At 68.8% G+C, this 21,859-nt stretch carries 24 protein-coding genes; 16 read left to right on the top strand and 8 right to left on the bottom strand.

Annotated elements, in window-relative coordinates; translation table 11 throughout:
- The first annotated feature begins 2 nt into the window (after window positions 1–2).
- From ACF8ME_RS04190 to ACF8ME_RS04170, 5 genes are all read left to right on the top strand, one after another.
- Complete coding sequence (locus ACF8ME_RS04190; protein WP_013800515.1) at window positions 3–332, top strand: DHCW motif cupin fold protein; 330 nt, start codon at window positions 3–5, stop codon at window positions 330–332.
- Window positions 333–661: 329 nt separating this feature from the next.
- Entirely contained in the window at window positions 662–919 is a 258-nt protein-coding gene (locus tag ACF8ME_RS04185) for a plasmid stability protein stbC (protein ID WP_180318715.1), read from the top strand.
- Window positions 916–1,341 carry a type II toxin-antitoxin system VapC family toxin gene (locus tag ACF8ME_RS04180; protein WP_047219180.1) on the top strand — a complete coding sequence of 142 codons (426 nt, stop codon included), beginning with the start codon at window positions 916–918 and terminating at the stop codon, window positions 1,339–1,341. Before ACF8ME_RS04185 ends, ACF8ME_RS04180 begins: the two co-directional genes overlap by 4 nt.
- A gap of 280 nt (window positions 1,342–1,621) precedes the next feature.
- A complete protein-coding gene (locus ACF8ME_RS04175) occupies window positions 1,622–3,037 on the top strand; it encodes a chloride channel protein (protein WP_392415376.1) in 1,416 nt (471 codons plus the stop codon).
- 114 nt (window positions 3,038–3,151) lie between these two features.
- Window positions 3,152–3,664 carry an MgtC/SapB family protein gene (locus tag ACF8ME_RS04170; RefSeq protein WP_016448386.1) on the top strand — a complete coding sequence of 171 codons (513 nt, stop codon included), beginning with the start codon at window positions 3,152–3,154 and terminating at the stop codon, window positions 3,662–3,664.
- A gap of 14 nt (window positions 3,665–3,678) precedes the next feature.
- Here the strand turns inward: ACF8ME_RS04170 and ACF8ME_RS04165 are convergent, their stop codons facing one another.
- The 3 genes from ACF8ME_RS04165 to ACF8ME_RS04155 all read right to left on the bottom strand — a co-directional run bounded on the left by ACF8ME_RS04165 (window position 3,679) and on the right by ACF8ME_RS04155 (window position 6,836).
- Window positions 3,679–4,170, bottom strand: coding sequence for a type II toxin-antitoxin system YhaV family toxin (locus ACF8ME_RS04165; RefSeq protein ID WP_047219182.1), 492 nt, complete (start codon window positions 4,168–4,170; stop codon window positions 3,679–3,681).
- Entirely contained in the window at window positions 4,167–4,496 is a 330-nt protein-coding gene (locus ACF8ME_RS04160; RefSeq protein WP_160854329.1) for a type II toxin-antitoxin system PrlF family antitoxin, read from the bottom strand. Before ACF8ME_RS04160 ends, ACF8ME_RS04165 begins: the two co-directional genes overlap by 4 nt.
- A 96-nt stretch (window positions 4,497–4,592) precedes the next feature.
- Window positions 4,593–6,836, bottom strand: a complete 2,244-nt coding sequence (locus tag ACF8ME_RS04155; RefSeq protein ID WP_392415375.1) for a TonB-dependent receptor — start codon at window positions 6,834–6,836, stop codon at window positions 4,593–4,595.
- A gap of 421 nt (window positions 6,837–7,257) precedes the next feature.
- On the opposite strand from ACF8ME_RS04155, the gene ACF8ME_RS04150 reads away from it, so the two are divergent.
- Window positions 7,258–7,611 (top strand): hypothetical protein, encoded by a 354-nt coding sequence (locus ACF8ME_RS04150; RefSeq protein WP_392415373.1) that lies wholly within the window; start codon window positions 7,258–7,260, stop codon window positions 7,609–7,611.
- A 57-nt stretch (window positions 7,612–7,668) separates the two neighbouring features.
- Here ACF8ME_RS04150 and ACF8ME_RS04145 read toward each other — a convergent pair whose 3' ends face one another.
- Window positions 7,669–8,073: a hypothetical protein gene (locus tag ACF8ME_RS04145; protein WP_392415371.1), complete on the bottom strand. Its 405-nt coding sequence runs from the start codon at window positions 8,071–8,073 to the stop codon at window positions 7,669–7,671.
- Between the two features lie 28 nt (window positions 8,074–8,101).
- Complete coding sequence (locus ACF8ME_RS04140) at window positions 8,102–8,764, bottom strand: MSMEG_1061 family FMN-dependent PPOX-type flavoprotein (RefSeq protein WP_392415369.1); 663 nt, start codon at window positions 8,762–8,764, stop codon at window positions 8,102–8,104.
- Window positions 8,765–8,834: 70 nt separating this feature from the next.
- Between ACF8ME_RS04140 and ACF8ME_RS04135 the strand changes: the two genes are divergently transcribed.
- On the top strand, window positions 8,835–9,668 hold the full coding sequence (locus ACF8ME_RS04135) for an AraC family transcriptional regulator (RefSeq protein WP_392415368.1): 834 nt from the start codon (window positions 8,835–8,837) through the stop codon (window positions 9,666–9,668).
- 66 nt (window positions 9,669–9,734) lie between these two features.
- Window positions 9,735–10,010, top strand: a complete 276-nt coding sequence (locus ACF8ME_RS04130) for a type II toxin-antitoxin system ParD family antitoxin (protein ID WP_016448378.1) — start codon at window positions 9,735–9,737, stop codon at window positions 10,008–10,010.
- Window positions 10,011–10,042: 32 nt separating this feature from the next.
- Here ACF8ME_RS04130 and ACF8ME_RS04125 read toward each other — a convergent pair whose 3' ends face one another.
- Both ACF8ME_RS04125 and ACF8ME_RS04120 read right to left on the bottom strand, forming a co-directional pair.
- A complete protein-coding gene (locus tag ACF8ME_RS04125; RefSeq protein WP_392415365.1) occupies window positions 10,043–10,735 on the bottom strand; it encodes a GntR family transcriptional regulator in 693 nt (230 codons plus the stop codon).
- A gap of 57 nt (window positions 10,736–10,792) precedes the next feature.
- Entirely contained in the window at window positions 10,793–12,571 is a 1,779-nt protein-coding gene (locus ACF8ME_RS04120; protein ID WP_392415364.1) for an IlvD/Edd family dehydratase, read from the bottom strand.
- 203 nt (window positions 12,572–12,774) lie between these two features.
- On the opposite strand from ACF8ME_RS04120, the gene ACF8ME_RS04115 reads away from it, so the two are divergent.
- On the top strand, window positions 12,775–13,803 hold the full coding sequence (locus tag ACF8ME_RS04115; protein ID WP_209671828.1) for a tripartite tricarboxylate transporter substrate binding protein: 1,029 nt from the start codon (window positions 12,775–12,777) through the stop codon (window positions 13,801–13,803).
- Between the two features lie 9 nt (window positions 13,804–13,812).
- Here the strand turns inward: ACF8ME_RS04115 and ACF8ME_RS04110 are convergent, their stop codons facing one another.
- Window positions 13,813–15,081: an MFS transporter gene (locus ACF8ME_RS04110; protein WP_063328454.1), complete on the bottom strand. Its 1,269-nt coding sequence runs from the start codon at window positions 15,079–15,081 to the stop codon at window positions 13,813–13,815.
- A 171-nt stretch (window positions 15,082–15,252) separates the two neighbouring features.
- Between ACF8ME_RS04110 and ACF8ME_RS04105 the strand changes: the two genes are divergently transcribed.
- The 7 genes from ACF8ME_RS04105 to ACF8ME_RS04075 all read left to right on the top strand — a co-directional run bounded on the left by ACF8ME_RS04105 (window position 15,253) and on the right by ACF8ME_RS04075 (window position 21,825).
- Window positions 15,253–16,026, top strand: coding sequence for an AraC family transcriptional regulator (locus ACF8ME_RS04105; protein WP_392415361.1), 774 nt, complete (start codon window positions 15,253–15,255; stop codon window positions 16,024–16,026).
- A gap of 154 nt (window positions 16,027–16,180) precedes the next feature.
- Window positions 16,181–17,122: an AraC family transcriptional regulator gene (locus ACF8ME_RS04100; RefSeq protein ID WP_016448374.1), complete on the top strand. Its 942-nt coding sequence runs from the start codon at window positions 16,181–16,183 to the stop codon at window positions 17,120–17,122.
- A 130-nt stretch (window positions 17,123–17,252) separates the two neighbouring features.
- Entirely contained in the window at window positions 17,253–17,837 is a 585-nt protein-coding gene (locus ACF8ME_RS04095; protein WP_016448373.1) for a carboxymuconolactone decarboxylase family protein, read from the top strand.
- On the top strand, window positions 17,827–18,915 hold the full coding sequence (locus ACF8ME_RS04090) for an acyl-CoA dehydrogenase family protein (protein ID WP_016452686.1): 1,089 nt from the start codon (window positions 17,827–17,829) through the stop codon (window positions 18,913–18,915). The genes ACF8ME_RS04095 and ACF8ME_RS04090 overlap by 11 nt, the downstream gene beginning before the upstream one ends.
- Window positions 18,912–19,727: an ABC transporter ATP-binding protein gene (locus tag ACF8ME_RS04085; protein WP_016452685.1), complete on the top strand. Its 816-nt coding sequence runs from the start codon at window positions 18,912–18,914 to the stop codon at window positions 19,725–19,727. Before ACF8ME_RS04090 ends, ACF8ME_RS04085 begins: the two co-directional genes overlap by 4 nt.
- A gap of 101 nt (window positions 19,728–19,828) precedes the next feature.
- Window positions 19,829–21,070, top strand: coding sequence for an ABC transporter substrate-binding protein (locus ACF8ME_RS04080; protein WP_016448371.1), 1,242 nt, complete (start codon window positions 19,829–19,831; stop codon window positions 21,068–21,070).
- A complete protein-coding gene (locus tag ACF8ME_RS04075; protein WP_016452684.1) occupies window positions 21,067–21,825 on the top strand; it encodes an ABC transporter permease in 759 nt (252 codons plus the stop codon). The genes ACF8ME_RS04080 and ACF8ME_RS04075 overlap by 4 nt, the downstream gene beginning before the upstream one ends.
- Window positions 21,826–21,859 lie beyond the last annotated feature (34 nt).

Raw genomic sequence — 21,859 nt, 5'->3', positions numbered from 1 at the left:
CCATGCAGATGGACAACATCCCCTTCAACACCACCGACTGGGCCGCCGTGGCGCCCACCGAGCATTCGGCCGAGGCCGGCCAGGCGTTCTGGCGCACGCAGAACTTCGGCAACATCCGCGTGCGCACGGTGGAGTACACGCCCGGCTATGTCTCCGACCACTGGTGCACCAAGGGCCATGTGCTGCTGTGCCTGGAAGGGGAACTGGAGACCGAACTGGCGGACGGCCGCCGCTTCACGCTGACGCCCGGCATGAGCTACCAGGTGGCGGACAACGCCGAGCCGCACCGCTCGCGCTCGCCCAAGGGCGCCAGGCTCTTCGTGGTGGACTGAACCTCCCGCCACCATCGCCACGGACGTGGAGTGGCCTACGGCACGGAGAGGCCAGTGGGCTCATGCCCGGTCGGTGGAATGCCTGAAGGACGGATGGCTCTCGAAGTACGCAGCCATGGTCTTGGCGCGAGGAACTGCGGGCTGGCACCGTCGTGATGCCTTTTGACCTGCCGGTAGCGCTGCAGCGCGGCTATTTCCTGTGCGTGCTTGGCGTGAGGCGGCCCCTGCCCGGCTTTGCCGAGTCTCGACACTGGCCTGCGAATGAGGGCTTTGATATCGAAATCGTTGAATTGATATCATTGCCGGTGAACTCCATGAAAGGCTGCGCAATGGCCAATGTGACTGTGAGAAACCTGCCCGATGCCGTGCACCGGGCCTTGCGGGTACGCGCTGCCCACCATGGCCGCAGTACGGAGGCGGAAATCCGCGACATTCTGGAAGCTGCCGTCCGGCCGGCAGAGCGTGTCAGGCTGGGCTCCATGCTGGCGTCGATTGCCCGCGAGGCAGGAGGACTGACCGACTCTGAAGCCGAGGGCTTCAACAGGCTGCGCGACAGGGCGCCGGCCGAGCCCATGGACTTTGAATGATCGTTGTCGATACCAACGTCATCTCGGAACTCTGGAGGCTTGAGCCCGACTCCAGAGTGCTTGCCTGGATGGACGCCCAGGCCATTGAAACGCTGCATCTGTCTGCCGTCACCGTGGCAGAACTGCGCTACGGCATTGCAGCGATGCCTGAGGGAAGGCGTCGCACGATCTACCAGGAGCGACTGGAGCATGAGGTTTTGCCGGCCTTCGCCGGCCGTGTCCTGGCCTTTGACCTGGACGCGGCAAAGGCCTATGCCGACCTGATGGCGAGCGCGAAAACGCAGGGCAAGGCCATCGCCAAGGCCGATGGCTATATCGCGGCCACCGCCATGGCGCATGGGCTGATGGTGGCAACGCGCGACACCAGTCCGTTCGAGGCCGGTGGGCTGCAGACCATCAATCCCTGGACGGCGGCGCCCTAGGCCTGTTCACGCTAATGCGGGGATCGCGTTGCCCGCCTGCGCCGCCGCGCGCCTGGACTCACCTGCATGAGCTCCATAGGCGTTGACGGTCATTGCGTGCTTCCTTCCAGGTGGGGAGCACAGAGGTGGAGGGCAATGGTGAGGGGCAGCGCATGGACACCACGCCGACCCCGCCACGGTCGTCCATCAACTCAGCGGCGAAGTAGGCATTGCCGATGGCGACAGCCCCTGTGGCCGGGCTTGTGCACAATGAAGAGCTTTCGCCCAGCCTCTTCACGCGATGCAGCAAGAACCCGACTTCCTCCACAACCTGAACCAGGAATTCCGGGACGGCAGGCGCTGGCTGGACCGCACCATCGTGCTGGCCTATGCCGCCGCCGCCGGGCTGTGCGTGGTGGCCTTCACGCTGATGGCGGACGCGGGCTTCGAATTCTTCGAGAGCATCTACCACTGGCAGGGCGGCTGGGCCGTTCTGCTGTGGATGCCTGCCGTCACGGCGGGCGCCGTGTGGCTCACGCGGCGCTGGGCGCCGGGTGCGGCGGGATCGGGCATTCCGCAGGTGATCGCCACGCTGGACCCGGCGCTGGACTCCACGCAGCGCGGGCGCTTCGTGTCGCTGTGGCTGTCCTTCGCCAAGATGGCGCTGGCCAGCGCAGGCTTTGCGGCGGGGCTGTCCATCGGGCGCGAGGGGCCGTCGGTGCAGGTGGCCGCCGGTGTCATGCACCATGCGCGGCGCTGGTTCGGCCCGCATTCGGGCATCAGCCACCATGCGCTGCTGGTGGCCGGCGGCGCGGCCGGCATTGCGGCGGCCTTCAACGCGCCGCTGGCCGGCGTGGTCTTCGCCATCGAGGAGCTGTCGCGCAAGCTGGAGTCGCGCTCCAGCGGCCTGATCATCGCGGCCATCGTGCTGGCCGGCCTGATGGGCGTGTCGGCCTTCGGCAACCTCAGTTATTTCGGGCGCATCCAGGTGCCCCACCTGACCTGGGACGCGCTGCTGCCCGGCCTATGCGTGACCCTGGCCTGCGGCGTGCTGGGCGGCCTCTTCGCCAAGCTGCTGGCCGCTTCGCTGACCCGCACGCCCGAGCGGCTCAACCAGCTGCGTGCGCGCTTTCCCATCCGCTTCGCGGCGGCGATCGCGCTGGTGATCGCCGTCATCGGCATGGTCACGGGGGGCGCCACCTTCGGCGCGGGATCGGAGGCCGTCAAGCACATGCTGGCGGGCCAGGCCGACGTGCCTTCGTTCTACGTCACCCTGAAGTTCATCGCCACCTGGCTGTCGGCCTGGGTGGGCGTGCCGGGCGGCATCTTCGCGCCCTCGCTGTCGATTGGCGCGGGCGTGGGCCACAACGTGGCCGGCCTCATGGGCGCAGACATCGCGCCCGCCCTCATCGCCATGGGCATGGCCGCCTTCCTGGCCGCCGTGACGCAGGCGCCGCTGACGGCCTTCATCATCGTCATGGAGATGGTGGACGGCCACTCCATGGTGCTCAGCCTCATGGCCGCTGCCATGCTGGCCAGCCTGGTCTCGCGCATGCTGGCCCGGCCGCTGTACGAGACGCTGGCCCAGCACATGCTGAGCATGGTGGTCGCACCTGCACCTGCACCTGCACCTGCACCTGCTCCTGCGTCGGCACCCGCACCGGTGCCCGAGCAGGCCTCTCCCCCGAAGGACCAGGACAAGCCCGCAGGCGCCTGAAGCGGGCGCGCTTGGCTGACAGCCAATGGCGAATGGCGATGGCCTGGGTGTGCTGCACGCCACGCCATGCTCCCTTCCTGAGTCCGGACGCAAACCCAAGGAAAGGAACGCGCCATGTGGGAGGAAGTGGCCAACACCCTGGTCGAGGAATTTTCCAGCCTGCCCGATGCGGCCGAGGTCACGCGCGTCATGGTGCGCCTGCTGCTGGCGGCGCTGCTGGGCGGCATCGTCGGCTACGAGCGCGAGCACAAGGGCAAGGCCGCAGGCCTGCGCACCCACATGCTGGTGGCCATGGGCGCGGCGCTGTTCGTTCTGGTGCCCGAGCGCGGCGGCATGGACATTGCCGACATGAGCCGCGTGATCCAGGGCGTGGTGGCCGGCGTGGGCTTCCTGGGCGCGGGCGCCATCATCAAGCGCCACTCAGAGGAACAGGTACAGGGCCTGACCACGGCCGCCGGCATCTGGATGACGGCCGCCATCGGCGTGGCCTGCGGCCTGGGGCGCGAGGCCATCGCGCTGCTGGCCACGCTGCTGGCCATCGTCATCCTCGTGATGCTGCCGCACGTGGTCAGTGCGCCGCCGCCGCACGATGACGCGGAGCCGGACACCAAGCCGCGCGAGACCTGAGGGCGGGCTGCGGCTCAGGCGTGCGGCTGTGAGTCGGGTGGCGGGGACTTCGCCTGTGCCAGCAAACTGTCCCAATCGCCAGGAGGGTGCCCGTTGGCGAGCATTTTTCGGAACACCCTGTAGGCATCGTCGCTGCCCTCATAGGCTCGCCTGGTGTCCTCATCGTTGACCCAGGCGAACACGATGATTTTGCTGGGGGCGTGAAAGCGAAAGAACAGGCGGTACTGCTGGAAGAACCTGGCCCGAAACCAGTGCTTGTGCTCCTCGCCCAGGGTATGGCCCTGGCGGTAGTCTGGCCGCGTCGGATCCTGCGGGATGACATCGAATGCCAGCTTGCGGATCGCCGCCAATCGCTTGGTCGCGTTCTTGCGTGTGTACCCGCCAGGGTCCTTGGTTTTCAGACCCTCCACTTCCTGGCTCAACGCCTGCAGCTGGGCCAGGAAAAGCGGGTGCATGAATACCGTCCAGCCGTGAATGCGCAAGGGGGCGGGCGGTACGGCGCTCATTCGTCGTCTGCCAGAAGCGGTGCATCCAGATCGACCTCGATGCCTTCGGTCAGCGCCTGGATCTGCTGCGCCAGACGGGCATCCATGGTCTGCAGGCGCTCGGGGTGGGCTGCCATGTCCTGGGCCAGAAAGCCGAGAAACTGGCCCAGCACGGGATCGGCATCCTCGGTGGAGTCGGCGCGACTGAGAACGACCTCACCGCCGGGCAGGATGGTGTAGTGGATCCTGTCGCGCTTGCTCAGGTGCAATGCGCGGCGAACGGCTTCGGGAATGGTGGTCTGGTAGCGGTCAGTGAGCGTGGATTCGGCTTCAAGTGTCGAAAACATGATGGCATCTCCTGATAGGCTGCCATGCATGGTAATGCAGGTGCATTACCATGCCCGGGCGAAAGGTTCCTTCCCGGAAAGCACGTGCCTCGCGCCTCAGAAATCCACACTCGCACTCAGCGAGAACGTGCGCGGACCGCCCACCGTCAGGTAGCCCGAACCCGGGTAGCCGCCCACGGATGCCCAGTAGTTGCGGTCCGTCGCGTTGTCCACGCGCAGGCGCAGCGTGAGCAGCTTGCCCTGCACTTCGGTCATGTAGCGCACGCCCAGGTCCAGGCGGTTCCAGCCGGCCACGCGCAGGCTGTTGACATCGTTGGCGTAGCTGGCACCGGTGTGCACCAGGCGGCCGTCCAGCGCCAGGCCGTTGATGCCCGGCACATCCCACTCCACGCCCGCCGTGGCCTGGAAGCGCGGCACGCCGATGACGCGCTTGCCGTCGGTGGTGGCGCGGCCCGTGCTTTGCTGCCTGGCGTCCAGCCAGGTGGCGCCGCCCAGCAGGCGCAGGCCGCGCATGGGTTCTCCGAAGACGTTGAATTCCACGCCCTGGTGACGGTCCTTGCCGGCCGAGGTGAAGAGGTTGCCGTCGATCAGCGAGCGCGGCTTGTCGGTGGAGAAGAAGGCCAGGCCGCCGCCCAGCTTGCCGCCGTCGTACTTGACGCCCACTTCCTTTTGCTTGGTCACGTAGGGCGACATCTGCTGGCCTGCGTTGGCGATGATGGTGTCGCCCGACTTGGCCGGCGCCGTGTCGCCCTGGGCCAGTCCCTCGATGTAGTTGCCGTACAGCGATACCTGGGGCGTGAGCTTGAACACCGCGCCCAGCACCGGGCTGGTGCGGCTCTGGTCATAGGCCGTGCGCACGCCGCCCTGGCTGGTGACCGCGCCGTTGCTGACGATGCGATAGCTCACCGAGTCGGTCTCTATCGTCTGGCGTCGCACGCCGGCCGTCACCAGCATGCGGTCGTCCATCAGCGACAGCGTGTCGCCCAGCGCAAAGCTGTTCAGGCGCGTGCCCCGGTTGTAGGCAGGGTTGGACAGGTCGTTGCCCAGGTAGTTGAGCGGTGTGATCGCGTAGTAGCTGGGGTTGTAGAGGTTGGTGTTCAGCACATTGCCCGAGACTGCAGACGTGCTCATGCCATAGGCGTTGTAGACCTTGAGGTCGAAGGCCGAGTAGCTGGCCACGATCTCATGGCCCACGCTGCCCGTGTTCAGGCGTGCGCGCACGCCCAGCTCGCCCGTGCTCACGCGGTCCTTGCGCGCGTTGTCGAAGCGGCTGGTGGTGGCCGCGCCATTGCCGGCCGCCGCCAGCGTGATGTTGGCCAGCGAGTTGTTCTCGGAGCTGCGGCGCAGGCCGTAGGCGGCCCAGGCCGTCACGTTGCTGTTGATGTCCCATTCGCCGCGCAGCGTGCCGAACAGGTCGCGCTCGTCGGAATAGGTCCAGGGCTGGGCCCAGTTGGAGGAAGCATCGGGCGCAGCAGCAATGGCGGCCAGCCCTGCGCCCGGCGTGACATTGGTGCGCGTGCGCTTGAGGCGGTTGTCCTGCCAGCCGATGTCGCCCGACAGGCGCACATTGCGGCTGCGCCAGTCCATGCCCACGGACAGCAGATCGAGCTTGGAGCTTTCCTGGTCGATGGCGGTATCGCCGCCACGGTGCGCGGCGTTCAGGCGGATGCCCGTGGCCTGGTCGGGGCCGAAGCGCCGGCTCACGTCGGCCGCCACGAAGGCCTGGCCGCCGCTGGCAATGCCTGCCGTCACGCGCGACAGCGGATCAGTGCCCGCGCGCTTGGGCAGCAGGTTGATGTTGCCGCCCAGGCCGCCGCCATTGGGGCTGGCGCCCATCAGAAAGGCCGATGCGCCGCGCAGCAGCTCCACGCGCTCGAACAGCTCGGTGGCGATGTACTGGCGCGGCAGCAACGCATACAGGCCGTTGTAGGCCACGTCGTCCGAGCCCAGCACGAAGCCGCGCACGAAGTAGGACTCCTGGAAATTGCCGAAGCCGCGCGCCACGCGCACGGAAGGATCGTTCTGCAGCACATCGCCCACGCTCTTGGCCTGGCGGTCCTGGATCAGCTCGTTGGTGTAGCTGGTGATGGAGAACGGCGTCTCCATGTTGTCGCGCGTGCCCAGAATCCCGGCCCGCCCGCCGCGCGCCACCTGGCCGCCCGCGTAGGGCCTGGACAGGCCTTCAGCCGACGCATCGGCGCTGGCCTCCACGGTGACGGTGCCCAGCTCGGGCGCGGCCGTTGCCGTGGAAGGGGCAGGTTGGGCCCATGTGGCGCCAGCAGACAAAAGAAGGGCCAGGGCCCCGGCGATCGGGGTCAGCGTGTGGAGGGGGGAGTGCATGGAGAAAACGGGATGAGAATGCGGGATGAGAATGATTCCCAATAATTTTATCGATGCGACTCCCCCGTATGGAGCTTGTAGGGAGATGTGTCTGTTTGTGCCCACATCCCTGCCAGCGCATCGCTGCCGAAGCTGCGCTTGTGCCGGCTGTGGAAACTTGCCTATCATCCGGTCGGCCCCCTGTTCCGGGGCCGGTGCGTAAGAACACCAATACACAGCGGTTGAGCCTCCCCGAAAGCGAGTTCTGTCCCTTACCGGAGCACGGAACGATGATCACCGTTTCTCACCCCTTGGTCTGCGCCCAGTTCACTGGTATCGCAGGCTTTTTCATGACCGCAGTCACTTCGGCCGGTCTTTTCCATACCTTGTCACCCCTTCAACTGGGGCACTCTTTGCGCCACTTCGCACGGAGGGCGCAGCCATGAAGCAGACCAAGGAACAGGCCAAGACCTCGGCCGCCAGGATCGAGCGGCTGACGCGCGATATCTCCGAGATCCACAAGCTGGTGGATGAGGGCTGCGCCGAGATCTCGGCCACAGCGCAGATGGCCTTGAAGTGGCTGGAGACGCCGGAGGGCTGCCAGCGGCTGGACGTGGTGGCCGAGGCCTTGAAGATGATTCGCCATAGCGCCCTGTTCACGGGCGACTGCTCCAGAAGCAAGGCGATCTCGGCAGGCAGCACATACCGCAATCTGGCCCAACGGCGGCTGCGCGAGGCCGCGAAGGCAGCCGATGAGGCGCGCGTGGCGCAGGCCTTGCGGAATTCGGCGGCTTAGCGCCGCAGCGTGCAGCGTGCACCGGGCCAGGTGCGCGCCGAGGGGACCGGCGCCTGCTCAGGCGCTGGCCAGCAGCTCCCACGAGCAGACCTGCGCCTCATCCTCCCCCTGCACGAACGCAACCCGCATGCCCAGCGCCTTGCCCATGCCTTGCACGGCCAGGCGCAGGGCCATTGGCACGGCGCGGTCGCCCGTGATGACGACCATGCCCCGGCACAGCTGGCGCATGCGTTCGCGGTTGCGCTTGAAAAGCAGGGCGCGCTGCTTGCGTTCTTCGTGGCTTTCCTCGGGGTGGTCGCCGGGCAGGTGGTCGGTGAGCAGCACGAAGTGCCGGCCCTGGTCGAGCAGGGATTCGATCTGGGCCTCGGCCGATGCGTCATTGCCGTTGCCTGCGTCTGCAGGTGCCTGCGCTTCGGGTTCGCGCAGGTAGACCAGGGGAAAGCGGGAAGTATCGATCAGCATGTCATGGTTCCTGGGAAAAAGCAGGGCATCAGTACAGGTCGTGCCTGACCGCATGGGCGTAGTGGGCGTTGGCCTGCTCCTGTTGGGCGGCATCCATGGCGGGCGCCGTGGCATCGGCCAACTGCGTGAGGGCGGCCATCATCTGGCCCACGGAGGGCAGGGCGGTGCGGTCCAGCTGGCTGGACGGGTTCCAGAGGCCGGAGCGGTGGATGGCCTTGCCGCAGTGCAGCAGCACCTCGTCGACCAGCACCACGGTGGCGGTCTTGGGCGTGCCCCGGCCTTCGCTCAGCTCTTGCAGCAGATGGGGGTCGGTGGAGATGCGGCCGCGCCCGTTGATGCGCAGGAAGATGTCCAGCCCCGGGAACAGGAAGAGCATGGCCAGGCGGTCATCGGCCTGCAGGTTGCGCAGGGATTCGATGCGGTTGTTGCCGGGCCAGTCGGCAAAGGCCACGGTGCGCTCGTCCAGCACCTGCACAAAGCCGGGTGGCCCGCCGCGCGGCGAGGCATCCAGGCCGCGTTCGCCGGCCGTGGCCAGGCAAAAGAAGCTGGCCTGGCGCAGATAGGCCTCGTGGAAGTCGGACAGGCGGTCGCGCACGGCCTTCTGGATTCTTTCTGCCGGGGCGGCGTAGAGCGAATCCAGGTCGATGGCCGGGCCTGGCAGCTCTGCAAGGGCGGTGTTGTCTGTGTGCATGGCACAAGCGTAAGAACAAAGGCGTTGGCGGCTGTAGACTGGATCAGCCAACAAATAGCTCAAAGACGCCATGCCCGATGCCATTCTTGAACTGGTCAGCCATGTGAACCGTGCCGATGGCCCCGTGCTGATCGCGGCCGTGGGCAACCAGGACGAGGAGCTGGCCTCCGAGCCGCACCGCCACGCGCGCGGCCAGCTGTTCGGCTCGCTGCGCGGGCTGCTGTCGGTGGGCGTGGAAGACGCGGTCTGGGTGGTGCCCGCCATCCATGCCGTGTGGCTGCCGCCGCACCAGCTGCATTCGGGCCGCTCCCATGGCCCCTTCCACGGCTGGAGCGTCTATGTGGCGGAGCCGGCCTGCGCCGACCTGCCGCAGCGGCCCTGCGCCATCCGCACCTCGGGCCTGCTGCGCGAGGCCGTGCTGCGCGCCGCCGGCTGGGGATGGCGGCAAGGCGTGCCCACAACGCAGCCCGTGCAACCAGGCCCTTCGGCGGACCAGGCCCGCGCCCATGTGATGGCGGTGATCCTGGACGAGATCCGCACCCTGCCCGTGGAGCCCCTGGGCCTGCCCCTGCCCGCCGACCCGCGCCTGCAGCGCATCGCCCGCGCACTGATCGCCGACCCGGCCGATGCCCGCGACCTGGAGGCCTGGGCGCGCTGGGCAGCGGTCAGCTCGCGCACGCTGAGCCGGCGCTTTGTCTCGGAAACCGGCTTCAGCTTCACCGCCTGGCGCCAGCGCGCGCGGCTGATGCGCTCGCTGGAGATGCTGGCCGCCGGCGCGCCGGTGACGAACATCGCGCTGGACCTGGGCTACGCCACGGCCAGCGCCTTCATCGGCTTGTTCCGGCGCACGTTCGGGGAGACGCCTGCGGCGTACCGGGGGAGGTTGGGGGCGAGTGCAAGCTGAGGCGGGGTCGGCGACTGGATTGCCACATGAAAGTAGGATCACTCACTTGCCTACAGGGAGCCTCCCATGCAGACCACTCAGCAAATGAGCATCACCTTGCCCAATGACATCGCCGATGCGGTCAGGGCCAAAGTGAGGGCCGGTGAGTACGCCAGCGAAAGCGAGGTGATCTGCGCGGGGTTGAAAGCGCTGATGGACAAGGATCGCGGCCTGGATAGCTGGCTGCACCTGGAGGTAGGCCCTGCTTATGACGCCTTGAGGGCTGATCCCTCCAGCGCCGTCACCCTCGGCCAGTTGCGGGAGCGTCTGGCTGCCGAGCGCAGCGGCGGCAACGGCGCGTGACGCTGCCCGCGTCGCTCCTGGGGTGACTTCGCCTACAACCGCTGCAACTGCGCATTCAGATACGCATCGCGCGAGGGCAGCAGGTGCTCGGCGCACAGGCGGACCAGGGCGTCGCGGTCCTGGGCGCGCAGGGCTTCGATCATTTGCCAGTGTTCCTGGCGTGCGCGCTCGCGGTAGTTGGCCGAGACCAGGGAGGCGAAGCGGATGGGGTGCGTCTGGCGCGCGTATTCGGTGATGGCCTTGTGCAGCGTGTCGTTGCCTGCCAGCGCAAACAGTTCCTGGTGAAAGGCCAGGTTGATGCGGAACACCAGGCGCGCGTTGCCTTCGGCCACGGCGGCGTCGTGCTGCTGCTGGATGGCGGTCAGGCGGTCCAGGCTTTCGGGGGGAACGGGCAGGGGGATCTTGCGCGCGGCCTCGACTTCGAGCATGCCGCGCAGCTCGTACAGCTCCTGCACTTCCTGGGTGGAGAAGGAGCGCACCAGGGCGCCCACGTTCTTGCGGCGCTCGATGAGGCCCATGCGGTCCAGCGCGGCCAGGGCCTCGCGGGCGATGTGGCGCTTGACGTCGAAGCGGGCCATGAGGTCGTCTTCCACCAGGCGCTCGCGCGGGTGCAGCCGGCCGAAGACCACGTCCTCTTCCAGCGCGGCCACCATGGCGCCCAGGGCGTCGGCTGCGGGGGCGGGTTCGGCATCCAGGGAAATCGGCAGTGAGGCGGCAGCGACCATCAAGACAGGCGGTTGGGACAAAGACGCCATTTTGTCCGAATTGACCGCCTGCGCCGACTATTCACGCGGGCCGGGAATGGTGCCGCGCTCGGTGGCGCAGCGCAGGAAGTCGAAGTCCACGCCCTGGTCGGCCTGGTTCACGGTGGTGAGAAAGAGCTTGCGGTAGCCGCGCTCGGCCGTGGGCTCGGTCACCGGCTGCTCGCGGGCGCGGCGGGCCAGTTCCTCGTCGCCGACCTGCAGCGTCAGCTCGCGGCGCGCCACCGATAGCGTGATGCGGTCGCCATTCCTCACATGGGCCAGCGGCCCTCCCACGGCCGATTCGGGCGTGACGTGCAGCACGATGGTGCCGAAGGCCGTGCCGCTCATGCGCCCGTCGGAGATGCGCACGATGTCCTTGACGCCGGCCCGCGCCAGCTTGCGCGGGATGGGGATGTAGCCGGCCTCGGGCATGCCGGGCGCGCCCTTGGGGCCGATGTTCTTGAGCACGAGGATGTCGTCGGCCGTCACGTCCAGGTCGTCGCTGTCGATGCGGTGGGCCAGGTCGGCCGCGTTCTCGAAGACCACGGCGCGGCCTTCGTGCTCCATGAGCCGGGGATGGGCGGCCGACTGCTTGATGATGGCGCCGCCCGGCGCGAGGTTGCCGCGCAGCACGGCGATGCCGCCCTGCGGGTAGATGGGGTTGGAGCGCGGGCGCACCACGTCCTGCGCAAAGCCGGGGCCGGCGCGATCGATCTCTTCGCCCAGCGTGCGGCCGGTGACGGTGAGGGCGTCCAGGTTCAGCAGGGGCTTGAGCTCGCGCAGCAGCGTGGCCATGCCGCCCGCGTGGTGGAAGTCCTCCATGTAGTGATCGCCCGAGGGCTTGAGGTCCAGCAGCACGGGCGTGTCGCGGCCCATGCGGTCCAGGGCCTTGAGGTCGATGTCATAGCCCATGCGCCCCGCGATGGCGGCCAGGTGCACGAGCCCGTTGGTGGAGCCGCCGATGGCCAGCAGCACGCGCATGGCGTTTTCGAAGGCGGCGGGCGTGAGGATTTTGTCGATGGTCAGGCCCTCGCGCGCCATGCGCACGGCCTCGGTGCCGGTCTGCTCGGCAATGCGGATGCGGTCGGCCGTGACGGCGGGGGGCGAGGCGCCGCCGGGCACGGTCATGCCCAGCGCCTCGGCAATGCAGGCCATGGTGCTGGCCGTGCCCATGACCGAGCAGGTACCCACGCTGGCCACCAGCTGGTTGTTCACGTCGGCGATCTCTTCGGCGTCGATCTCTTCGGCGCGGAACTTGCCCCAGTAGCGGCGGCAGTCCGTGCAGGCGCCCACGCGCTCGCTGCGGTGCGAGCCGGTGAGCATCGACCCGGTGATCAGCTGGATGGCCGGGATGCCGGCCGAGGCCGCGCCCATCAACTGGGCCGGCACCGTCTTGTCGCAGCCGCCGATGAGCACGACGGCATCCATGGGCTGGGCGCGGATCATCTCCTCGGTGTCCATGGACATGAGGTTGCGCAGGTACATGCTGGTCGGCGCCGAGAAGCTTTCGTGCACCGAGATGGTGGGGAAGTCCATGGGCAGGCCACCCGCCAGCATCACGCCGCGCTTGACGGCCTCGATCAGCTGGGGCGCATTGCCGTGGCAGGGGTTGTAGCTGCTGCCCGTGTTGGTGATGCCTATGACGGGCCGCTGCAGCGCCGAGTCCGTGTAGCCCGCGCCCTTGATGAAGGCCTTGCGCAGGAACAGCGAAAAGCCGCGGTCGCCGTAGTTGGTCAGGCCCTTGGAGATGCCCGTGGCCGCATCGGCGGGGGCGATGTCATGGCCTGGAGCGCCATCGGGAGTCTTGGGGTCGGTCATGGGTGGGGTGCTTTGCAGAGGGTCTTGGCGGGGTCGGAAGGCAGGCGCTGCCTTGTCGAGGGGCAGGATAGCGGCGGATGTCGCAGATTATTATCGTAGTTATCACCTATATTATTAATAATCTATCTGACCAACCATGCAGCCGTGCCCGGCGTGCGTGCCGGGCATGTTTTTCCGACACAAGACAAAAGGAGGAGACACCCATGGTTGTTGCTGCATCCCGCATCCGTCGCATTCATGCGCCCAACCGGCGCGCCGCCCTGGCTGCGGCGCTGCTGGCCTCGCTGGCGCTGGGCCCAGGCCTGGCCACGCCCGCGCTGGCCGACGGCGCCTATCCGGCCCGGCCCATCAAGCTGGTCGTTCCCTACACGCCCGGGGGCGCCACCGACGTGATCGGGCGCGTGGTGGGGCAAAGACTCTCGCTGGCGCTGGGCCAGCCCGTGGTGGTGGAGAACCGGGCGGGCGCGGCCGGCAACCTGGGCGCCGCCGCCGTGGCCAAGGAAAGGCCCGATGGCTATACGCTGCTGCTGGGTGCGCTGACCAGCCATTCCATCAACAGCGTGCTCATGGCGTCCACGGCAGGCTTCACCATGGACAAGAGCTTTGCGCCCATTGGCGTGGTGGGCCGCGTGCCGTTGGTGGTGACCGTGGGCCCGTCGGTGAAGGCGGCCAGCCTGGGCGAGTTCATCGCCCTGGCCAAAAGCCGGCCGGCCGGGCTGAACTACGGCTCCTCGGGCAATGGCTCGCCCCAGCACCTGGCGGCCGAGCTGTTCAAGCGGCAGGCGGGCGTGCCGCTGACCCATGTGCCCTACAAGGGCAGCACGCCGGCGCTCAACGATCTGATGGGCGGCCAGGTGGATGTGGTGTTCGACACCCTGCCCGCCACGCAGGGCTTCATCAAGGGCGGCCGCCTGCGCGCGCTGGCCGTGACCACGGCGCAGCGCGTGCCCTCCATTGCCGACATTCCCACCACGGCCGAGGCCGGGCTGTCGGGCTTCGAGGTGACGTCGATGTTCGGCCTGCTGGCGCCTGCGGGCACGCCCGCGCCCATCGTCGCCCGGCTCAGCGGCGCGCTCAAGGAGGTGATGGGGCAGCAGGAAGTGAAGGACGCCCTGGTCGCCCAGGGCGCCATGCCCACCTTCACCACGCCTGCCGAGGCGCGTGCCCAGATCGCCGAGGAGGTGGCGCGCTGGTCCGCCGTGATCCGGCAGGCGGGCATACAGCCGGATTGAGGCTGCGCCTCAGCGTCGCCGGGCCCGCGTTTCCGGCAGAAAGGCCGTTGCCAGCCCCAGCAGCGGCAGGTAGGCCACCAGGCTGTACACCCAGACGATGCCGTGGGTGTCGGCCAGGTTGCCCATGCCGGCAGCCCCCAAGCCGCCGATGCCGAACATGAGGCCGAACATCAGCCCCGAGACCAGGCCCACGCGGCCGGGCACGGCCTCCTGCGCATAGACCACCAGCGCCGCAAAGGCCGAGGACATGACCAGGCCGATGACGATGGACAGCACGGCCGTCCAGAACAGGTCGGCATGCGGCAGCAGCAGCGCAAACGGCGCCACGCCCAGGAAGGACACCCAGATCACGGCCTTGCGCCCTATGCGGTCGCCCACCGGGCCGCCCGCGAAGGTGCCCGCCGCCACGGCCGCCAGGAAGGCGAACAGGTACAGCTGCGACTGCTGCACGGGCAGGGCAAAGCGCTCGATCAGATAGAAGGTGAAGTAGTTGGCAAAGGCCGCGATGTAGACGAACTTGGCGAACATCAGCACGCAGATCACGGTCACCGCGCGGATGACCTGCGAGCGGTTCAGCGCCGTCAGCGCATGCTGGCCGGCCGCCACCACCTTGGCCGGCGCGTGGTGCAGGCGCCAGTGCGTGATGCGCAGCAGCACCCAGATGGCCAGCAGCGCCACCAGCATGAACCAGGCGATCGCATGCTGGCCAAACGGAATGACGATGGCCGCCACCATCAGCGGGCCGATGGCCGAGCCCGTGTTGCCGCCCACCTGGAAGGTCGATTGCGCCGTGCCGAAGCGCCCGCCCGAGGCCAGCCGCGCCACGCGCGAGGCCTCGGGGTGGAAGGTGGACGAGCCCACGCCGATCAGCGACGCGGCGGCCAGCAGCATGGGGTAGCTGGTGGACAGGGCCAGCAGGCCCACGCCCACCAGCGTCACCACCATGCCCAGCGGCAGCAGGTAGGGCTTGGGATGCTTGTCGGTGTACAGGCCGATCCAGGGCTGCAGCAGCGAGGCCGTGACCTGGTAGACCAGGGAGATCCAGCCGATCTGCGCGAAGCTCAGCGAGAACTCCGTCTTGAGCATGGGATAGACGGCCGGCAGCACGGCCTGGATCAGGTCGTTGAGCAGGTGGGCAAAGGCGGCGGCGCCGACGATGCGCAGCAAAAAGCCCTGCGCGGCATGGCTGGGCGCCGGATGGGCGGGCGCCGGATGGGCGTGCGTTGCAGGCGCGCCCAGCTCGCCCGGGGCGCCAAGAGTGGTGGTGTTGCTTGTCATGGAGGAAAGGGCCCCGCAGGGCGGCACGGTCAGGGTCCGGCGTTGACGAAGGTCAATGGGCCGTGGGACCGAAGATAGGCGTTTGATGCCCGTCTGTCTCTCTCTATACTGACTTCAATTGTCGAGATCGGGACAGAGAGCCGCATAGAACCGCACAGGACGGGAAGCCTCATGGCCGCAGAACTGCCGCGCATATACCTCAAGTACCACCAGACCGGGCGCCCCATGGCCGCCATGGAGGCCAACTGGGCGCATGGCACCAGCACGGGCTGGCACTCCCACCCGCGCGGCCAGCTGCTGTATGCGATCGAAGGCGTGATGTCGGTGCAGCTGCATTCCGGCTCCTGGCTGGTTCCGCCCAACCGGGGGCTGTGGATAGAGGCCGACGCCGAGCACGATGTGCGCATGTCGGGCGACGTGAAGATGCGCACGGCCTACATCGACACCTCGGCCTTTGCGGACCTGCCCGCGCGCACCTGCGTGGTCAACGTGTCGCCCCTGCTGCGCGAGCTGGTGGTGGCCGCCGTCAGCGTGCCGCTGGACTATGCCGAAGGCAGCCGCGACGAGCGCCTGATGCACCTGCTGGTCGATGAGCTGCGCGCCGCCGAGGTGCTGCCCCTGCACCTGCCCCTGTCCGCCGATGCGCGGCTGCGCCAGGTCTGCGAGGCCCTGATGCGCGAGCCTGCCGACACCGCCACCGCCGAACACTGGGCGCAGCGCCTGGGCGTGAGCGCCAAGACGCTGCAGCGCCTGTTCGTGAAGGAAACCGGCATGCCCTTCGCCCAGTGGCGCGAGCAGGCGCGGCTGATGTTCGCGCTGGGCCGCATTGCGGCGGGCGAGCGCATCATAGACATCGCCCTCGATTGCGGCTACGCCAGCCAGAGCGCGTTCACGGCCATGTTCAAAAGGCATTTCGGGGTGCCGCCTTCGGGCTTCCAGCGCTGAGGCACGACCGGACCAAGGTCGGGCCGGGCGGACTTGGATGCAGATCCAGATATCGATTGCGGCACAAGCATATGCCCAAAGATTCGTTCCCCCGCGCCTGCATCGTGGCGATACTGGCCGGCCGCATTCCCTCCACTGCCTTGCCTGTACCACCGTGCTACCCGACCCAGTCCCCGACAGTGCGGCCGAAGCGCAGGTCGATCGCGTCATCGACGGCCTGCTCAACGGCCTGCAATGGCGCGCCAGCGTGTTCCATGTGGGGCAGTACTGCGGGCGCTGGCGGGCCTCCACGGCGGGGCGCGCGCGGGCCAGCTTTCACCTGATCCTGGACGGGCGCTGCTGGCTGCACCTGCCGGGCCAGCCTTCGGTGGAGCTGCAGCCGCGCGACGGCGTGTTTCTCTCGCGCGATGTGCCGCATTTCATCTCGCCCTATGCCGACCCGGACATGGCCTGCGCTCCGCAGGCCATGCGCCCCGCCACTGGCGATGCCGGCATCGGAGAGACGGCGCTGGCCTGCGGCTTCTTCACCTTCGAGGGGCCCATGCGCGGCCTGCTGGTCGATGCCTTCCCCGACCACCTGGTGCTGCGCGGCGACGACCATGCGATGAGCGGCGCCTCCATGCTGTTCGACCTGATGCGCGCCGAGGCGCTGCGCACGGGCACCGAGCCCTCGGCCGTGATGGACCGGCTGGTGGGCCTGCTGTTCTTCTACGGCCTGCGCCAGCTGGCGCATGGCGATGCGCGGGCGCGCGGCATCTGGAGCCTGCTGCGCCGGCCGGGCTTTGCGCCGCTGGTGGCCGAGCTGCTGCGCGAGCCGGCCCGCAACTGGAGCGTGGCCGACATGGCCGCGCGCGTGTGCCTGTCGCGCGCCACGTTCTTTCGGCAGTTCGCCGAGGCCTGCGGCCAGCCGCCCCAGCAATTCCTGCTGCTGCTGCGCATGCAGCTGGCCGCGCGCCGCCTGGCCCAGGGCGAGGCGATAGGCCAGGTGGCCGAGGCCGTGGGCTACGAGTCCTACGCGGCTTTCTCGCGCGCCTTCAAGCGCGTGATGGGCGAGCAGCCCGGCGCCTGGCAGCGCGCGCAGGCACGCTGCTGCTGAGCCGCCATCCGGGCCCGCCGCATCTGCCTGCGGGTTGACACGTTCGGGCATAAATCCGCGACGCGGCGGCATTGATGGCAAGGGGGGCGCGGCCGATCATGAAGGCATTCCTTCATTCCTGCAAAGCACCATGGCACGCCTGACCCTGCACACCCCGCAAACCGCCCCTGAAGCCAGCCGCCCCTTCGTGGAGCGCGCCCTGGCCGGCAACGGATTCCTGCCCAACCTGATCGCCATCCTGGCCAACTCGCCCCAGGCGCTGGAGACCTATGTGACCGTGGGCCAGATCAACGCGCGCGCCCAGCTCACGCTGGCCGAGCGCGAGGTGGTGCAGATCACGGCGGCGCGCATCCATGGCTGCGACTTCTGCGTGGCCGGCCACACCAAGCTGGCCTTCAAGCAGGCCGGCCTGACCCAGGCCGAGGTGGTGGCGCTGCAGGACGGCCGCGACACGGGCCAGCCGCGCCTGGACGCCGTGCGCCGCTTTGCCGAAGCCGTGATCGCCACGCGCGGCGCCGTCGCCGACGAGGCCCTGGCCGCCTTCCATGCAGCCGGCCTGAGCGAGCAGCAGGCACTGGAGGTGGTGCTGGGCATCAGCCTGGCCACGCTGTGCAACTTTGCCAACAGCCTGGCGCAAAGCCCCGTCAACCCGCAGCTGCAGCCCTATCTGCCCGAACAGTTCCGACAACCGCAGGAGAACGCACATGCTGGCTGATTCGCTGCGGCAGTGGCTGGACGCCCATGCCGACTCCCTGGACGAAGGCCCCGCGCATGCCCACGAAGTGCTGCCCCGGCTGGCGCAGCACGGCCTGTTCGGCCTGGGCGTGCCCGTGGCCGAGGGCGGGCAGGGCGGCAGCCTGGGCGATGCGCTGGAGGCCATTGCCGGCGTGGCCGGGCATTCGCTGACGGCGGGCTTCGTGTTCTGGGCGCAGCGCGCCTTTGTCGAATACCTGCTGCAGTCGCCCAACGCGGCGCTGCGCCAGCGCTGGCTGCCGGGCCTGCTGCAGGGCACGCAGGCGGGCGCCACGGGCCTGTCCAACGCCATGAAGTACCTGGGCGGCATCGAGGCCCTGCAGGTCGAGGCCACGCCCGTCGGCTCCGGCAACGCCGACGGCCTTGCACTGCGCGGGCGCGTGCCCTGGGCCACCAACCTGGTGCCGCCGGGTCGCTTCGTGGTGGCCGTTGCCGTCTCGCGCAGCGACGGTGCAAAGCCCTTCGTGGCCGCGCTGCCCGGCGATGCGGCGGGCCTGCAGCGCAGCGCCGACCTGGACCTGATCGCGCTGCGCGGCAGCCATACGGCGGCGCTGTCCATCGAGGGGCTGCAGATCGGTCCGGCCGATGTGATCCATGCCGACGCCAACCATTTCCTGCCGCGCGTGCGGCCCGCCTTCATGGGCCTGCAGCTGGGGCTGTGCATCGGGCTGGCGCGCGCCTCGCTGGCGGCGGCCTCGGCCCGTGCCGGCGCCGGGCGCGATGTGCTGGGCGGCCCGCTGCAGCAGCAGCGCCACGCGCTGGAGCTGGCCACGGCCACGCTGCATGCGGGCCTGTCCGACGGGCGTTTTCTTGACCGACCTCAAGCCCTGTTCCGCCTGCGCCTGGAATTGAACGACATCGTGCAGCAGTCCCTGCAGCTGGAGCTGCACGCCAGCGGCGGGCGCGCTTATCATCGCGACCAGCCGCTGGGATTTGCGCGCCGTTGGCGCGAGGCGGCCTTCATCCCCATCGTGACGCCCAGCGTCACGCAGCTACAGGGTGCGCTGGCTGGCGCGGCCCTGGCAACCACCAGTTCATGACCCAGACGGAAGCTTTCTCCCCTGACGCTCCCGCGCCCGTGCTGCAGGCACGCGGCGCGGGCTTTGGCTATGCGCCCGGCAAGGCCGTGTTCGAGGACATCTCCCTGAGCATTGCCCCGCGCGAAATCGTCTGCCTGCTCGGCGGCAGCGGCTGCGGCAAGTCCTCGCTGCTGCGCGTGCTCGGTGGCCTGGAGTCGCCGGACGGCGGCGCCTGGAGCCGGGGCGAGCTCCAGTTCCTCGGCCAGCCGCTGACCGCGCCGCACCCGCGCGCGGGCTTCGTGTTCCAGCAGCCCAGCCTGCTGCCCTGGCTGGACGCGCGGCGCAACGTGGGCTTCGGCCTGGACTTCGAGCGCCAGCCGAAGCTGGAGGCCGATGCCCGCCGCCAGCGCGTGGAGCAGGCGCTGCAGGCCGTGGGCCTGGGCGGCAGCGGCGCGCTCTATCCCTCGCAGCTGTCGGGCGGCATGGCCCAGCGCGTGGCCCTGGCGCGCGCCCTGGCGCGCGAGCCGCAGCTGCTGCTGGCCGACGAGCCGTTCTCGGCCCTGGACGCCATCACGCGCGCCGAGATGCAGGAGCTGATGGTGGACGTGGTCCACCGCTGGCACACGGCGGCGCTGCTGGTCACGCATGACATCGACGAGGCCATCCTCGTGGGCGACCGCATCCTGCTGATGGGCGGGCGGCCCGGCCACATCGTGCGCGAATGGCGCGTGGACATTGCGCGCCCGCGCGAGGACCAGGCCGCCGCCGTGACCGCGCTGCGGCTGGACATCCTCTCGGCCCTGCACGGCGTGCGCCATGCGGCCCAGGCCTGATCTCCCTCGCCTGTCTGCCTGCCTGCCGATCCGCCTGCAGATCCGCCTGCAGATCCGCCATTTCTTCGACTTCAACCATGCTCTTCTGAAAGGTCTTTCGCATGAGCTTCCAGGACCACCCTTCCTACACCCACATCTGCGCCTCGTCGGACTGCGGCTGCGGCCTCACGCGGCGCGACATGCTGCGCCTGGGCGCGCTGGCCACGGCCTCGGTGGCCGCGCCGCTGCTGGCCGCAGGCGATGCGCGCGCCCAGGCCTTCAAGGGCGATGACCAGCCCGTGAAGATCGGCTACCTGCCCATCACCGACGCCACGCCGCTGCTGGTGGCCCACGGCAACGGCCTGTTCGAGGCCGAAGGCCTCAAGGCCGAGGCTCCGCGCCTGTTCCGCTCCTGGGCCCAGATCGTCGAGGCCTTCGTCTCGGGCCAGGTCAACGTCATCCACCTGCTCACGCCCTCCACGCTGTGGGTGCGCTACGGCGCCAAGTTCCCCGCCAAGATCGTGGCCTGGAACCACGTCAACGGCTCGGGCCTGACCGTGCTGCCCGAGATCCAGAAGGTGCAGGACCTGGGCGGCAAGACCGTGGCGATCCCGTTCTGGTACTCCATCCACAACATCCTGCTGCAGGACGTGCTGCGCAAGGCCGGCCTCACGGCCGTGACGCGGGCGCGCGGCGGCGCCATTGCGGCCAACGAGGTCAACCTCGTCGTGCTGGCACCGGCCGAAATGGTCTCGGCCCTGGCCGGCAAGTCGATTGCGGGCTTCATCGTGGCCGAGCCCTTCAATGCCGCCGCCGAGATCGCGGGCGTGGGCAAGATGCTGCGCTTCTCGGGCGATGTCTGGAAGGATCACGCCTGCTGCGTCACCTTCCTGGCCGAGCGCGATATCGCCGACAAGCCCGAATGGGCCCAGCGCGTGACCAATGCCGTGGTCAAGGCCCAGCTGTGGACGCGCGACAACCGCCTGGCCGCCGCGCGCCTGCTGTCGAGCACGGGCGAGCGCCGCTACACGCCGCATCCGCAGCAGACGCTGTCCAAGGTGCTGGCCGCCACCGACTACGCCAGCTACGAGGCCAGCGGCGTGGTCGTCAACAAGGGCTGGCACCAGCGGCGCATCGACTTCCAGCCCTATCCCTATCCGTCGTACACCGAGCAGCTGGTGCGCGCCATCAAGGCCACCAAGGTCGAGGGCGACACGCGCTTCCTCGACAAGCTGGAGCCCAGGTTCGCGGCCACCGACCTGGTGGACGACCGCTTCGTGCGCAAGGCCATCCAGGCCGTGGGCGGCCCGCAGGTCTTCGGCATTCCGGCCGATTTCTCGCGCCGCGAAACCATCGTGGTGTGATCCAGGTGTTGCGACGTATTGGATTGCCGCTGCTGGGCGCGGCCCTGGTCCTGGCCCTGTGGTGGGTGGGCGGCGCGCTGCTGGCGCGCAGCACGCCCGTGGCTGCGGCCTTCGCGCCCTGGCCTTCGCTGCAGGCGCTGGGCCAGCTGCTGACGGGCGCCGACATCTGGATGCACACCCTGCTGAGCCTGCAGCGCGTGGCCGTGGGCCTGCTGCTGGCCTTCGTGGTCGGCGTGCCGCTGGGCGTGCTGGTGGGCCTGTCGCGCGGGTTCTCGCAGGCGTTCTCGCCCGTGTTCCAGTTCCTGCGCATGATCTCGCCGCTGTCGTGGATGCCCATTGCCGTGATGGTGCTGGGCGTGGGCGACGCGCCCGTGTACTTCCTGCTGGCCTTCGCCGCCGTCTGGCCCATCCTGCTGAGCACGGCGGCCGGCGTGGCCCAGCTGGACCGCAACTGGCTGCTGCTGGCGCGCAGCCTGTCGGCCACGCGCACCGAGACCGTGCTGCGCGTGGTGCTGCCCGGCATCACGGCCCAGATCCTCACGGGCGTGCGCCTGGCCATCGGCATCATCTGGATCGTGCTGGTGCCCGCGGAAATGCTGGGCGTATCGGCCGGCCTGGGCTACTTCATCCTCGACACGCGCGACCGCCTGGCGTATTCGGAGCTGATGGCTGCCGTGGTGCTGATCGGCGCCCTGGGCTATGCGCTGGACCATGCGGCGCGCTGGCTGCACCAGCGCTGGATGCATTCGGCCTGAGGCCTGCGGGCAGGCGGTGGCATCAGGTGCTGCA

This window comes from Delftia sp. WSY_7 (assembly GCF_043104845.1).
Classification (GTDB): domain Bacteria; phylum Pseudomonadota; class Gammaproteobacteria; order Burkholderiales; family Burkholderiaceae_C; genus Comamonas; species Comamonas tsuruhatensis.
Note: the sequence above shows the minus strand (reverse complement) of the source record. Positions and strands in the feature narration are given on the sequence as shown.